A 15405-nucleotide genomic window follows, 5' to 3' on the forward strand; every position below is an offset into this window, starting at 1 on the left:
ATATTAAAAGCGGCCGGAAATAACCGGCATATGTGCCAGCAAAAATACATATTCCGATTGAAATGGCCTTCATAGCACATTGTTCTCGCGCCAGGCCAGGCTTCCTGACTGTTCTGAAACGTTTGCTAGTCAACACTTTGCTTCCTGTGCAGCAACCGGGGCGTGTAAGAAATCATCAGAAAACTCCAAACCGGGACTTTGCCCGAATCAGGGACTTTTTTGAGCAGTTCCATGCGTTCGGTAGCAAAGGTCGACGATAGACCATAGATAATTTCCAATCTTTTCACAGGCTTGTAATTGACGGAAATGTCGTTTTCGAAACCCAGATAATTGCCGGAGAAGTTTTTGCTTTCGCTAAGCGGATGTTTGGAATAAAACAGGTGAAAATCCGAACGCACGCTAATTTTTTTATTGATTTGATATAAAATAAACAGATAAGGGTTAACCAGCCCTCTATCATTCAGATCGGCGGGAAACCGGGTGAACAGGTTCATATTACCCATGAATTTCCATGCAACACCATACAGCGGCACAAACGAATTAGAAACGTTTTTGGGAACCGTTCTCCTGTCGCCACTGATCACTTCGGCGCCCAGACGTAATGTGGCTTTGTTCACGACAGCGCTAATCTCGGGCTGAATGTAATACGCCCTGATTTTCTTACCGGCAGCATTTTCGCCATACTGGTAATATGCATTCACCGTTCCGTAAAGCCAGCCCTGGCTGTACTCCAGTCGTCCGCCGTTTGTAATGCGCTGATAATGTTGCTGCTGCTTGCTGTTTTTGTCAAAATCTTCCAGCGTATTAATGGTGGTCAGTGTGATGTGGTTTTTAAAAGTGTATTTCAGGTGATGCACAAAAAGCAGATTATACTGATGCGATGCCACGGGCGAGTAGGCCGCATCAAAGGCATGTCCATATGGCCGGGTTAATGCAATCGTCAGATCGGTATTAAGTTGTTTATTGAAGAAAAACCGGATGCCTTCATGTGCCCGGCCCTGCTGACTCCATGGCGCTGCCGAGAAGATCCGGCCATTATCCAGAGTCAACGCCTGCCTGCCAACCCGGACGGAAATGTGTTTGTTAATAAGCCCTTCGGCATACAACTCATACGCATTAATGCTGCCAATGCGCGAAACCTGACCCGATTTCCCCCAGGCGTGAATTTCCTGAGGAGAGGCATGAAACCTGAAACGCTTGGTCAGGTAATTGATACTTAGTCTGTTCCTTTGCGTGGCGAACAATTCCGGCATGACCGAATCAGCGGGTGTAAGCATGAAATTATCCCGAAACTCGGCACGCGGCCTTACTTCGAAATCAATGATCAGTTCATTCTTAACCGAATCGCTATCCTGTGAGAAAACAGGCAAATTCAGGATGCAGCAACATCCCAAAACCAGCAGCAAGACACGCCACATCAAATGACCCGCTCCATATAAATCGTTTCTTGAATTGGATTAAAATAATAAGGCTCGATGGCCTGAAAGCCAAAGGATTCAAAAAGCTCTTTCGCCTGTTCAAACTCCTGATCTGTTTCAGCTGTCTTGTAAATGGTCATTCCCGTCATTACTGCGGTCGTTAAGGATGTAAGTCAGGTCGAAAATAGTTGAAAACGTAAACTATTTCACGCGGCAAATCTTCAAATAGGTTTTGAGGCAAAATAATCTTGTTATATTCCAAATTGGGCTTTTGCAAGAAATTGAGATGTATGCTGATTTTGATATAAAGAGGGAATATTTCAACCTGTATCCGGCGCTTTGAGAACGTTGCCGGTAACGTATGCATAAAAAAAATGTGAGAATGCGTTGCTCGTGATGTTAAATGCCATCAAATTAAGTTGACACTAAAACCAAGAGGCGCCTGGGATCGTCGAAAAGTTATATTCCGGCGACCATATTCAGCAGATTTATACCAATTTAATTACATGATGACATTTAAATTACGATTCGCGAACATTGCGTTAATGGCGCTTTACTCCTTAGGCGCTGTCGCCCAGAGCAGTGAAAATTATAGCTGGACAAACTTGCCGAAAGCCCGGCAGCCTGTTTTTAAGCAAGATACGGTCCGTATTACAGCATACGGCGCAACACCGGATGGCCATACATTGAATACAGAAGCCATCCATAAAGCCATTGATGCCGTGAACAAAAAAGGTGGAGGCGTCGTGCTGGTGCCAGCGGGACTCTGGATGACCGGACCTATCGTCATGAAAAGCAACATTAACCTGCATTTAAGCGAAAATGCAACGCTGCTTTTCACGCCCGACAAAACGCAATATGCCCTTACCGAAGGATTTTATGAGGGGAAAAGCGCAGCCCGTAACCAATCGCCCATTTCGGGTATCGACCTCGAAAATGTCGCTATTACCGGCAAGGGCATTGTGGATGGCAATGGTGACGTCTGGCGCGCGGTGCATAAAAGCCAGTTGACCGAAAGCCACTGGAAAGAAAAAGTGGCGTCAGGAGGCGTTCTGAAAGACGATGGCAAAACCTGGTATCCAAGCCAGCAGTTTAAGGATGCCAGCACCGGAAATAAAAGCATGTTGCTCACGGCCGGCAAAAAGCCAGCGGATTTTGCTGATATGAAGGATTTCCTGAGGCCTAACCTCGTTGTTTTCAACAATTGTAAAAAAGTGTTGCTCGAAGGCGTAACATTCCAGAACTCGGCCGCCTGGTGTATCCACCCGCTCATGTGCGAGGATCTGACAATTCGAAACGTGCGCGTAAAAAATCCGGAATATGCGCATAATGGCGATGGAATGGATATCGAGTCTTGCAAAAACTTTTTAATTGAAGGCTGCACGCTCGACGTTGGCGATGATGCCATTTGTATCAAATCGGGCAAAGATGAAGAAGGCAGGAAGCGCGGCATGCCTACTGAAAATGGTTTGATCAGAAATAACATTGTTTATAACGGGCACGGAGGTTTTGTCGTAGGCAGCGAAATGAGTGGAGGGGCAAGGAATATTTTTGTTCAGAACTGCACATTCATGGGCACCGACAAAGGGCTGCGTTTCAAATCCGTGCGGGGCCGGGGAGGCGTCGTCGAGAAGATTTATGCGAAGGATATTTATATGAAGGACATTGCGCAGGAAGCGGTGTTTTTTGATCTGTTCTATTTTGTAAAATTTGCCACAGATGGCGCTCGTGACATGCGGGAAGTGGTGAACGAAGGAACGCCGGTTTTCCGCGATATGCATTTTGAGAATATTGTTTGCAATGGCGCCACAAAGGGCGTGTTCATCCGGGGACTTGCCGAAATGCCTGTCCGGAACATTGTTATGGAGAATATGGTCTTAAAAGCCGAAAAGGGCATTGAGCTCACCGACGGCGATCAGATCCGGTTCAAAAATGTAAAGCTGATCACCGAGCATACCAAGCCGGTTATCTTCATTGAAAATGGCACGCAGATCCGTTTTGACGAGATCAGTTATAATGACAAAAGCGATGTTCTCATTTCAGTGAACGGAGAGAGAAGTGCAGACATTAAAATGGATAATACGGACTTCTCCAAAGCGCAAAAAACCAAAGAATTGAGCAACGGTGCACAAGATAAAAGCCTGACATTAAAGTAATAATTTCTAAATAACCCATGCCTTTTTTCAACTAAAAACCATTAGTTTACGTTTTTTACAAAACACTGTGAATCTATTTGTCAGGTAAAAAATACTTTGGTTTATGAGTTCAAATTTAGACGACAAGCGCAGGGAACTATTTGAGCTTCATAAGGCTAAATTAGGCACAGATATGCCGCTTATGAGGAAACCTGTAGAAAAAGTAGTTGTTGAAAAAAAAGTCGAACAGCCAAAACAACCAACCAGCAGAAAGAACAAGATTAAATATGCGGTAATTGCCGTGACGGGAATCGTTGTTGTGATTGAATTGCTATTTTTGGCAAAAGAGGCGGGTTGGTTGAAGTAAACTGCGAGTGACTTAAATGAAGGGGACGTTCCTTAAAAATATGATAAGCCTGGGTTTGTTTTGCCTGGGCATGTTCCCTGTTTTAGCGGCCGAGAATGGGAGAGTGCTGCGCTATTCTCTGAAAGAAGGCTTGTCATTTGGCATAGTCAACAGCATTGTCCAGGATAAGCAGGGACTGATGTGGCTCGCAACCGGTGACGGGCTCAACCGTTTCGACGGCACATCGTTCAAAGTCTTCAAAAACAGTCCCGACGACAAGCAAAGTCTTTCCGGAAACTATGTCAAATCCGTTTTTTGCGACCGGGACGGCACCATCTGGACCAGCTCCCGCAATGGTCTTAATAAATTCATTGCCGAAAAAGAGATCTTCCAACGCCACACGCCTATGCCTGACAAGGGCGTTTCGGGCACAGACGTAAGTGATATTTCCCAGGCAAGGGACGGTAACCTATGGATTTCGCTGAATGGAGCTGGGTTTGCATTGTTTGATAAAAAAGCGGAGCGGTTCACTTATTATAACAAGCAAAATCTTCCTAAACTCAATACAAATGCCATCCTGAGTGCATTCGAGGATTCAAAAGGAATGCTGTGGCTCGGCACGCGGGAATCGGGAATTGATGTTTTGGAAGTTGGTCAAAACAGGAAGCTTTCAAAAGCGAACATAAGCCTGGCAAGTCTGCCAGCCACCCGCATTAACAGCATTTACGAGGATCATTTAAGCAACATTTGGATCGCTTCGGCCAAAGGCCTGATTCTCTTTAAGCGGAATGAAGCCAGGTTTTACGTGATCCATCTTCCTGGAAACCACCGGAGCGACATTTACCTGTCATTACGCGAAAACCACCGCGGGCAGCTGCTGGTAGGCGTTCAGGACGGCGGCCTGTACAGCCTTGACCTGACGCAATTAGCTGACCGTAAGCCGGAAGCATACTCATTTGAAAAGGTCAATAACTCACAAAACGAAGGCATCACGCAGCGTTCGGTCCAGACGATTTATATGGATGCCGATCGCAACATCTGGCTGGGAACTTATGGCGAGGGCGTTTACCTGATCAGCAGCATTCCGGAAAAGTTTAAGAGTTTTGAAAAGAAAATACAGGACTCCCGCGCTGAAAGTTACCTGCGATTTTACGGAATGTGCGTGGACAAAGATGGCTATCTGTGGCTGGGAACGGATGGAGATGGTATTTATAAAACCAAAAACTCAGGAGAAATCGTTAAACATTATGCGGTTACCAACGCCCCGGGCGGGCTGTCCGATGGTGCCGTCATAGCGGCGCATCGCGGGCGCGACGAATATCTGTGGTTCGGCACATATTCGGGCGGGCTTTTTCAGTATGATCCTAAAAAAGATACATTCAAACAGTTCGCGAACATTCCCGGGGATCCGACCAGCCTGAGTAAGAATGATGTGCGTGTCGTTTATGAAGACCGCAAACGCAACTTGTGGGTAGGCACCAATGGCGGCGGGCTGGCGCTGCTCGACCGTCAAACCGGCAAGTTCCGGAACTTCGTAACCACAAACAGCAGCATTAATTCCAATGATGTAAGGGCGATCGACGAGGATAGTCAGGGAAATCTCTGGATCGGGACCTATGGCGGCGGGCTTAACTATTTAAATGTTAGTACGATGCAGTTCAGGTCGTTTTTCAACGAGCCGGGGAAAGCAGGATATTTGTCAAACCGCATCATATTCTCGCTGCATTATGACGCCAAAGAAAGGTTATGGATCGGATCCGAAGGGAACGGACTTTTGGTTTACGACACAAAAAACGGAACAACAAAACATTTCACCGAAAAGAACGGCCTGGCGAATGATGTGATCTACGCATTTCAGGAGGAAAGCATTGATAATGTATGGTTTAGTACCAATAAGGGAGTGTCCCGGATCAATCTCCCCAGCAACCGCATCGACCATTACGACCAGAGCAACGGGTTGCAGGGCGGGCAGTTCAATCCCAATTCCACCCTCTACATTGCAAGCAGCAATGCCATGGTTTTTGGGGGCACCGAAGGGTGGAACCTCTTCGTGCCAACGGACATTAAACCATCTGACTACAAGCCGAAAGTAATGATCACCGGGCTTCAGTTATTCGGGCAAAGCGTAGCCGTGGGTGCCAAAAAAGATGGAAAGGTCATTCTGGAAAAACAGATCGCTGACCAGGAGGAGATTGTTTTACAACCCAGTCAGTCGGTTTTTACCATTCAATACACCGCATTGAACTACGCTTATCCTGACCGTAACCAATTCGCTTACAAGCTGGAAGGCCTCGATCAGGATTGGAACTATGTGCAAAACGAGCGCTCGGCGACTTACCGTTATCTTCCGCCGGGTGATTACGTGTTCAAGGTCAAATCGGCCAATCAGGATGGTGTATGGTTTGAGAATGAGGCGGGTCTGCATGTGCGCGTGCTGCCGCCGTGGTATCAGACCTGGTGGGCTTATCTGCTTTATATGGGCATCGCAGCGCTGGTGATTTACTACTACCAGCAATATAAGATCCGGCAGGCGCGCCTGAAATATGAGGTGCAGATGGCGCATTTCGAAACCCAGAAGGAGAAAGAGCTTAACGAAAAGAAGCTTGCCTTCTTTACACACATTTCCCACGAGTTCCGCACACCATTAACGCTGATTATCAACCCTGTAAAAGAGCTCTTACTCAAAGCAGAGAACCGCCATCCCGATCAAAACAGCCTCAACATTGTCTACCGGAATGCCAAACGCCTGCTGAGTATGGTGGATCAATTGCTGCTTTTCCGCAAGGCCGACCGGGAAGCAGACAAGCTGAACCCGGCCATTCAGAACATTACCAAACTGGCACTCGAAGTTTTTCAATGTTTCACCCATCAGGCTGAGCAGAAGCACATTAATTATCAGTTTATCAGCCCGAACGAAGACCTGGAACTGGTTGCAGATCGTGAAAAAATAGAAATTGCGCTTTTCAACCTCGTTTCAAATGCGGTCAAATACACGCCCAAAAACGGAAGTGTGACATTGGAAATCATTGAAACAGGCGATCAGGTGCAGATTACCGTAAGCGATTCGGGCCCGGGTATTCCTACAAATGTAGGCGACAGCATCTTCTCCGTTTTTCATCAATTCCACGATGGCCGGTTTCCTTCCAAGGGCGGTTTTGGCATTGGTTTATTTTTAACCAAAACTTTCATTGAAAGTCATTTCGGGAGCATTCATTACGAATCGGTAGTTGGCAGCGGCACTGTTTTCAAGGTTTTGCTCTGGAAAGCGCATCCGCAGTTGGTGTCCGCCGATCTGCTGACCATTGTGGAAGAAGGCAATTCTGTGTTGCTGGAAGAACTCTCGGAAGATGGCGTAATGCTCACACCATCGGCCATTTCGCGTCACCAGCTGGTGGTGGAAGAGCTGAGTTCTGATGTAAAGACCATGCTGATCGTGGAAGACGACGCGGATATCAGGCAGTATATCGGCCAGGCTTTTGCAGGAAAATTCAAGCTTTTGCAGGCGGAGAATGGGGAAGAAGGCATCCTGCTGGTTAGAAAACATTTACCCGACATTGTCATCAGCGACGTTTTCATGGATGGCATCAGCGGCATCGACATGTGCAGCCAGATCAAAAGCGACATCACATTGAGCCACATTCCCGTTATTCTGCTCACTGCCAGCACTTCTCAGGAATCGCGGCTGAAAGGCATTGAAGGCGGCGCGGACGATTACATCAGCAAGCCGTTTGACAAAGCATTACTAATGGCACGCGTGGACGCTATCCTGAAAAGCCGCAATGACCTGCAGAGATACTTTTACAATGAAATCACGTTGCAGGCCAATGACTCCAAAATCTCATCCGAGTATAAAGAATTTTTGAAAGAGTGTATCCGGGTTGTCGAGAACCATCTGACCGATCCAGACTTCTCCATTAAGGTGCTCGCCGCCGAGATCGGTATGAGCCATTCGACCTTGTATAACCGCATCAAATCCATATCCGGGCAATCCACCAACAGCTTCATCCGCTTCATCCGCCTGCGCCGCGCAGCCCAGATATTGATCACGACCGACATCACGATTTCTGAGGTGGCTTACCAGGTCGGGATCAATGATATCAAGTATTTCAGGGAGCAATTTTACAAGCTTTTCGAAATGAAGCCCTCGGAATATGTCAAAAAATACCGAAATCCGTTCCATGAGAATTTTCAGGTAAATAGGGGTGTTTTTCAAAATAAATTGGACAATTAGCCGATTCAGTTACAAAATTTCTTTTCTAAACGCCCGATTTTTCCCGAATCGGGCGCTTTTTATTGATATACCCCCTTCTTAATGTGAAAATGACCCCTGTCGGTCAAATACAAATAATCATACTTTTGATTGATCAATTCATAAAAAGGGCGACACGCTTTTTTTGTGCTGACAACCAATCACCTTAATTATTTTAATCATCGATTTATGATAAAATCTTTTCGAAGCAAGTGGGCTTTGCCTGGAATGCTTAACGAAACTGAGGGCAGGATGTGGAAGCATATCCGGCTGACTTTGTTCCTGGCCACTATCGCGTTTTTCGGCTACACGCAGGTTGCTGTCGCGCAGTCTGCAATCACGGTAAAAGGAACGGTTACTGCCGACAACGGCGACGCACTTCCGGGCGCCAGCGTAATCTTAAAAGGAACCTCGACAGGAACCACAACTGACGCAGACGGGAAATATTCACTCAATATTCCCGACGCCAACGGCACGCTCGTATTTACCTACATTGGCTATATCAACCAGGAAGTTGCTGTGGCTAACCGCAGTGAAATCGACGTGAAACTCGTGACCAATGACAAAACATTGCAGGAGATCGTGGTGGTAGGATACGGCACACAGAAAAAAGCAACATTGACCGGCTCGGTGTCGGAAGTAAAGGGTGCTGACATTGTGAAAAGTCCGCAGCCAAACCTTTCCAACTCACTGGCAGGTCGTTTTTCGGGTTTTGTGGCCAATAACAGGGGCGGGGAGCCGGGTTATGACGGTTCCAGCTACACCATCCGCGGTTTCGCATCCACAGGAAACAACGACGTGCTGATCGTAGTCGACGGGATTCCTGGCCAGGTGGGCGGTCTGGAACGTTTGGACCCTAATGACATTGAAAGCATTTCAATACTCAAAGACGCTTCGGCAGCTGTGTACGGAAGCCGCGCTGCGAACGGTGTGATCCTGGTTACGACCAAAAGGGGCACAACAGGCAAGCCGGTGATCTCTTACAGCTTCAACCAGGGTTTCTCATCACCAACCAGGCTTCCAAACCTGGCCGACGCCCCGACATATGCATCGATTTTGAACGAAATCGACTACTATAACAACCCTGCCGGCGGCATGAACCAGTTTTATACAGCCGAAGAAATTGAGAAGTTCAAGAACGGATCGGACCCATTGAATTACCCGAACACCAACTGGCAGAAAGAGACGCTGAAAAGTTTTGCATTGCAAAATCAGCACAATCTGGGTATCAATGGTGGAACGGAGAATGTAAAATACTATGTGTCGCTGGGGACGATTTACCAGGATGGTTTGTATAAAAACGGCGCTACGAAATACAAGCAATACAATTTCAGGTCGAACATTGACGCTAATGTAACGCAGGATTTTAAAGTAAGCCTTTCTTTATCAGGCCGTCAGGAGAACAGACAATTTCCTATTTCGTCTGCCGGTAACACTTTCCGCTCCATTTACCGCGCTTACCCAACCGTTATCTCGCGCTACCCCAACGGAAATTATTCGACAGGCGTGGAAAACAGCAATCCGGTCGTGTTAGGAACGGATATGGGTGGAACCACTAGCAACCCGACTTCGGTATTCAACGGGATCGTTCGTGCCAGTTACAACATGCCGTTTGTAGAAGGGCTGTCTGCTGATGGGTTTTACTCCGTGGATAAATCATTCAATTTTTCCAAAAGTTTCAGCACGCCTTACACGCTTTATAATTACAATGGCGACACCGGCGCTTATAATGCAGTGGTAACGGGCGGTTCTGCGGGCCTTGCCTCACTCACGCAATCGCAACTGAACATTACCAACATTACCCAGAACATCCGGGTGAGCTTTTTGAGACAACTGGGCAATCACAATGTAAATGCATTCGTCGCTTACGAGCAGAACAAGCGCAACGAAGTGAAGTTCGACGCTTCCCGCATCAACTATCCGACGGTTTCCACACCGGAACTTTCGCAGGGAGGTGCAGCCGCAACGGACAAAAACAACTCCGGAAGCAGCTATAACTTCACCCGTAAAAGTGTGATCGGGCGTGTCGCTTACAATTTCAGCGAAAAATACCTGGCCGAAGTGCAGGCGCGTATCGATGGTTCATCCGTATTTCCGAAAGGAAAGCAATTTGGCTTTTTTCCTTCTATATCAGCAGGTTACCGTATCTCGGAAGAGGATTGGTTTAAAAACAGCGTGAATTTTATCAATGATCTGAAAATCCGTGCTTCCTATGGTTCACTGGGTAATGATAATGTGGGTCAATTCCAGTATTACAACAACTACTCGTTTGTAAATCAATATGTGCTGGGTTCCAATGTGATCACGCCGGGTATCGACCTTACCAAACTTGCCAACCCGAACATTACATGGGAAGTTGCCAAGAAAATGGACATTGGTTTAAATGCAGTTTTTCTGAAAAATTTCAGTCTGGAAGTCATTTATTTCCAACAAAAAAGATCTGATATCCTTGCTGCCAGAAATGCTTCCATTCCGAACACTTCCGGTATAGTTAACCCGTTCAAAACAAATGATAATACGCCATTGGTGCCCGATCAGAACATTGGAAAAGTAAACAGCGCGGGTTTTGAGGCTACACTGGGCTATAACCATTCAGGCACATTCCGTTACAACATTTCAGGTAACGTGACTTATGCAAAAAGCAAGGTCGTGTTTATAGACGAAGCACCAGGAACATTGGATTATCAGCGTCAGACAGGCGGGCCGCTTTATACCAACCTGCTGTATAATTCAATTGGCATTTTCCGCACGCAGGCAGAACTGGACGCATATCCGCACCTTAAGGGCGCTCAACTGGGAGATTTAATCCTGGAAGATTACAACGGCGACGGCCAGATCACAGCCGACGACCAGACCCGGACACCTTACGGAAATGTGCCTTTGCTGACTTACGGATTGGTTTTGAATGGCGGTTACAAAGCGTTTGATGCATCGGTTGTTTTTTCCGGACAAGGCATGGTAAGCCAGTATGTGCTTCCCGAATCGGGCCAGGTAGGAAACTTTTACAGCAGCTGGGCCGACAACCGTTGGAGCCCTGATAACCCCGAAGGTTCTTATCCGAGAGTGGATACACGCGCTTCGTCTTCGATCAACGGTGGGCTTTATGCCAACACATTCTGGCTTGATAATGCATCCTTCGTGCGTTTGAAAAACATTGAAGTGGGTTACACATTGCCAAAAGACGCATTGTCCAAGATCAAGATAGCTTCCCTGAGAATTTATGCCAGCGCATTTAACCTGTTTACAATCACCGGTGTCAAAGATTACGATCCCGAAGGAAACAGCACGAGCGGACAATTTTATCCGCAGCAGAGGATTTTGAACCTGGGTTTGAACATTAAGTTTTAAAGAATACTGAAATGATAAAGCAATTAAAAAATATACTGATCACAGCCGTTTGCGGAGCTTGCGGGCTCGTGGTTGTGGCTTGCCAGGAAAATTTCCTGGATGTGGTTCCTACCGACCGTGTTTCCGATGCATCCATCTTATCCGACTCGGTCCTTTTTGAGGCATACGTGATAAACCGTTACATGGGCACACGCCTTACTGATAAAGAAGCAGAAGGCACTTTGCCAGGTTTCGGACGCGGTTTCGAATACGCCATGTGGTCGTCCCTTACCGACGAATCAATTTACAACAACGATGACAACACCTGGGTGATCCAGCGTGGACAGCTTGCACCTGAAAACACAGGCATCGCCGGAACCCTCTGGGGCAGAAGTTACCGAAGCATTCGCGAGATCAACTATGCGCTGGCCAATGTGGACAAGGTTCCGATGAGTCAGGGTAAAAAGGACAGATTAAAAGGAGAACTCCAATTCCTGCGTGCCTTCCGCTATCACGACCTGATCCGGAACTATGGGAAAGTGGTTTTAATGGGCGATAAAGTGACAGAACTCGGCGACGACCTCACAAGCCAGGACCTTTTTAACCGCTCCGAAATCAAGGCGGGAGTTGAATATGCAGTTGCACAACTGGACGAAGCCACGGCGCTTTTGCCCAAGGACAATGACAACGGATCCTGGAAACTGGGCCGCGCTACCAAAGGAGCCGCTATGGCTTTGAAAGCGAGATTATTGCTTTACGGTGCGAGTCCTTTGTACAATGCTGCAACATGGGCGCAGGCAGCCGCCGCTTCCAAAGCAGTAATGGATATGAATAAATACAGCCTTTATACAGGCGGTTATGGCAAAATATTTACAGTAGCCGACCATTCTGAGATCATTTTCGGCCGTCTTTACGCACAGGGAGCACGCCACGTGGCGCTTGAAATTGCCAACGGCCCGAATAGCTACAATGCCTGGGGCGGCAATGTTCCGGTTCAAAACCTGGTAAATGATTACGAGATGATGGACGGGACCAGAATTACAGAAACCGGAACCAGCTATAATCCGCAAGATCCCTACAAAGGAAGAGATCCGCGTTTTTACGAAACCATTCTCTACAACGGCGCGCCCTATCGTGGAAGCACAATCCAGACCTTCACGCCGGGTGGAAAAGACAGCAAGGATGGCCCGTCCAACTGGAACACTTCCAAGACTGGTTACTATTTGAAAAAATTCATGAACGACGCCCTGCCGATTGACAATCCATGGGACATCGCCGGAACACAAACGTGGATCTACTTCCGCTACGCCGAAATCCTGCTCAACTACGCAGAAGCGCAAAACGAAGCAGTAGGCCCGGATGCATCCGTATACGCAGCCATCAACGCAATCAGACGACGCCCAGGCGTAATGATGCCCGTATTGAAAGCAGGGCTGACCCAAGCGCAGATGCGTGAAAAAATCCGTAACGAGCGCCGCATTGAGCTAGCCTTCGAAGAGCACCGCTTCTACGACGTCCGCCGCTGGAAAATTGCCAACGTAACCGAAAATGCACCAGCAAACGGCATCGAAATCGGTAAAAGCGGCAACGCCTTCACTTACAAGGTAAAGGAAGCCCTAACAGGCAAAGCATTCACCGAAAAGCAATACTGGCTGCCAATCCCAAGAGCGGAAATCCAGGCTTCGAATAATAAGCTGGAACAGAATCCTGGGTATTGATCTCCCTTCGGCCGCCCGGCGGCCCGGTCCGCTCAGGGTGACGGGGCGTAGTGCTAGCCGGTAGCTTGGGTGGTAGCCCTTCGGCTCCGCTCAGGGTGACAGGTCGTCTGCTCTGTCACCCTGAGCGGAGCCGAAGGGCTACCACTAAGTCGCTGGGCACCCCAAAAAGCCCAACCGCCATTAAACTATACCCAACCCAAACCCAAAAACACCTTGAACCCAACAAACAAACTTCTCCCAACACTTCTCCTGGCCCTGACACTTACATCCTGCTCCTCAGCAACGCCGGGGACTGTTAATGGTCCTGGTGGGAAAGCGGAGCCTGTTGCTATTACGGTTAACCCGGCCAAAACTTTCCAGACGATTGACCATTTTGGAGCTTCGGATGCGTGGTCCTGCCAGTTTGTGGGCAACTGGCCGGATGCGAAACGGAATGGGATTGCCGATTTGCTTTTCAGCAGCGATACGCTTGCTAGCGGGAAGCCTAAGGGCATCGGCTTGTCATTATGGCGGTTCAACATTGGAGCCGGAACGGCTGAGCAGGGTGATGCAAGCGGGATTAAGGACGAATGGCGACGTGCTGAGTCGTTTTTGAATGACAATGGCACTTACAACTGGAACAAGCAGGCCGGGCAGATCTGGTTTCTGAAAGCTGCGAAAGAGCGTGGCGTAAACGAGTTTCTTGCATTTCCAAACAGTCCGCCGGTGCAATTTACCGTGAACAAAAAAGGTTATGCCAATGCAGGACAGCCGAATTTAACGGCCGAAAACTTTAATAAATACGGCGAATTTATGGCCAATGTCGTGAGCGGCGTGCGCGAAAAGACGGGCATTGCTTTTAACCACATCAGTCCGGTAAACGAGCCGCAGTGGGACTGGAGCGATGGCGGGCAGGAAGGGACGCCGTTTTATAACAATGAGATTGCAGGCATCACCAGATCGCTGAGTGCAGCATTGCTCAAAAATAAGCTGTCTACCAAGATCGACGTGGCCGAAGCCGGGCAGATTGATTATCTCTATTCTGAATTCAACAAGCAGGGCAGAGGTAACCAGATCCACGCGTTCTTTGATAAATCATCGCCGGATTACATTGGTAATCTGCCTAATCTGACCCAAACCATTTCCGGACACAGCTATTTTACAACTTCACCTTATGCCAAGGCTGCCTCAAAAAGACAGGAAATTGCGAAAGCATTACAAGCAACGCCGGGACTGAAATACTGGATGTCGGAATATTGTATTTTGGGAGATAATGAAGGTGAAATCCAGGGTTCGGGGCGTGACCTGGGGATCGATGCAGGAATTTACATAGCCAAAGTGATCCACAATGATCTGGTGAATGCGAATGCTTCGGCTTGGCACTGGTGGATTGCGATTTCACCCTATGATTACAAAGACGGCCTTATTTATATAGACAAAAACAAAACCGACGGCAGTTACCAGTCGTCCAAAATGCTGTGGGCATTGGGTAATTACAGCCGTTTCGTGCGTCCGGGTGCAGTAAGGACCGAAGTTTCGGCTTCTGCTGCCAGCGAAGGATTGTTGATTTCTTCGTATAAAAACACGGATAACCAGCTTGTAACAATCATCATCAATGACCAGTCCAAAGCAACGGATATTACATTGAATTCGTCGGCAAACAAGCTTTCCAACGTTAAAATCTACAAAACATCCGCCTCCGCTGACCTTGAACCCGTATCGGTTATAGCAGGAAGTCCGGTGTCGATCGAGGCAAAAAGTATTGTGACCATCGTGGGCAGGCTGGCGCAATAAAAATCATTTTACTTGTGATTACAGTCGTCGGGGGCTATTTTTAGGCCGTGAAAAGGTTTATCCGAAATATGCTCCTGACGATTGTCATTCTTGATACAACATCCTTGTATCAGGTGATGAAGGCGCCGTCGCTTATCAAGCATTTTCTCGAACACAAATCACTGGATCAGAATGTGAGTTTCGTGGACTTCCTTTCCATGCATTACTGGGGCGAAGATCTGAACGATAATGATGACGAAAAGGATATGCAGCTGCCTTTCAAAAAGATTGAAATGCACCATGCCAGTTTCTTCTTCGTTGCCCATCCGGAACGGTTCACATTTGTACACCATTCACAACCCATCAGCAAGGCCGATTACGGCCCCGACCAGCCTCAGGTCGCGTACAACACTACGCTGGGCTCCCTCTTCCGCCCGCCCCGAGTTTAAATATATATCAA

9 protein-coding genes are annotated in these 15405 nt (G+C 47.7%); 7 read left to right on the forward strand and 2 right to left on the reverse strand.

Going from position 1 to position 15405, the window contains the following annotated elements:
* Positions 1-125: 125 nt before the first annotated feature.
* Both NFI80_RS04250 and NFI80_RS04255 read right to left on the reverse strand, forming a co-directional pair.
* On the reverse strand, positions 126-1418 hold the full coding sequence (locus NFI80_RS04250) for an alginate export family protein (protein WP_235165099.1): 1293 nt from the start codon (positions 1416-1418) through the stop codon (positions 126-128).
* Positions 1418-1558 carry a hypothetical protein gene (locus tag NFI80_RS04255; protein WP_252172099.1) on the reverse strand — a complete coding sequence of 47 codons (141 nt, stop codon included), beginning with the start codon at positions 1556-1558 and terminating at the stop codon, positions 1418-1420. Before NFI80_RS04255 ends, NFI80_RS04250 begins: the two co-directional genes overlap by 1 nt.
* Positions 1559-1924: 366 nt before the next feature.
* Here NFI80_RS04255 and NFI80_RS04260 point away from each other — a divergent pair, with 366 nt between their 5' ends.
* The 7 genes from NFI80_RS04260 (at position 1925) to NFI80_RS04290 (ending at position 15394) form a co-directional block, all read left to right on the forward strand.
* Positions 1925-3574, forward strand: a complete 1650-nt coding sequence (locus tag NFI80_RS04260) for a glycoside hydrolase family 28 protein (protein ID WP_235164787.1) — start codon at positions 1925-1927, stop codon at positions 3572-3574.
* A gap of 103 nt (positions 3575-3677) precedes the next feature.
* On the forward strand, positions 3678-3920 hold the full coding sequence (locus NFI80_RS04265; protein ID WP_026631396.1) for a hypothetical protein: 243 nt from the start codon (positions 3678-3680) through the stop codon (positions 3918-3920).
* Positions 3921-3936: 16 nt separating this feature from the next.
* A complete protein-coding gene (locus tag NFI80_RS04270; RefSeq protein WP_235164786.1) occupies positions 3937-8130 on the forward strand; it encodes a hybrid sensor histidine kinase/response regulator transcription factor in 4194 nt (1397 codons plus the stop codon).
* Between the two features lie 207 nt (positions 8131-8337).
* Positions 8338-11496, forward strand: coding sequence for a SusC/RagA family TonB-linked outer membrane protein (locus tag NFI80_RS04275; protein WP_235164785.1), 3159 nt, complete (start codon positions 8338-8340; stop codon positions 11494-11496).
* 11 nt (positions 11497-11507) lie between these two features.
* Positions 11508-13193 carry a RagB/SusD family nutrient uptake outer membrane protein gene (locus NFI80_RS04280; protein WP_235164784.1) on the forward strand — a complete coding sequence of 562 codons (1686 nt, stop codon included), beginning with the start codon at positions 11508-11510 and terminating at the stop codon, positions 13191-13193.
* 213 nt (positions 13194-13406) lie between these two features.
* Entirely contained in the window at positions 13407-14966 is a 1560-nt protein-coding gene (locus NFI80_RS04285; protein ID WP_235164783.1) for a glycoside hydrolase family 30 protein, read from the forward strand.
* Positions 14967-15034: 68 nt separating this feature from the next.
* The gene (locus NFI80_RS04290; protein WP_233797931.1) at positions 15035-15394 is read left to right on the forward strand and encodes a hypothetical protein; all 360 of its coding nucleotides are present in this window, start codon (positions 15035-15037) and stop codon (positions 15392-15394) included.
* Positions 15395-15405: the final 11 nt, after the last annotated feature.

Origin of the sequence: Dyadobacter chenhuakuii (assembly GCF_023821985.2) — a bacterium.
GTDB lineage: Bacteria > Bacteroidota > Bacteroidia > Cytophagales > Spirosomataceae > Dyadobacter > Dyadobacter chenhuakuii.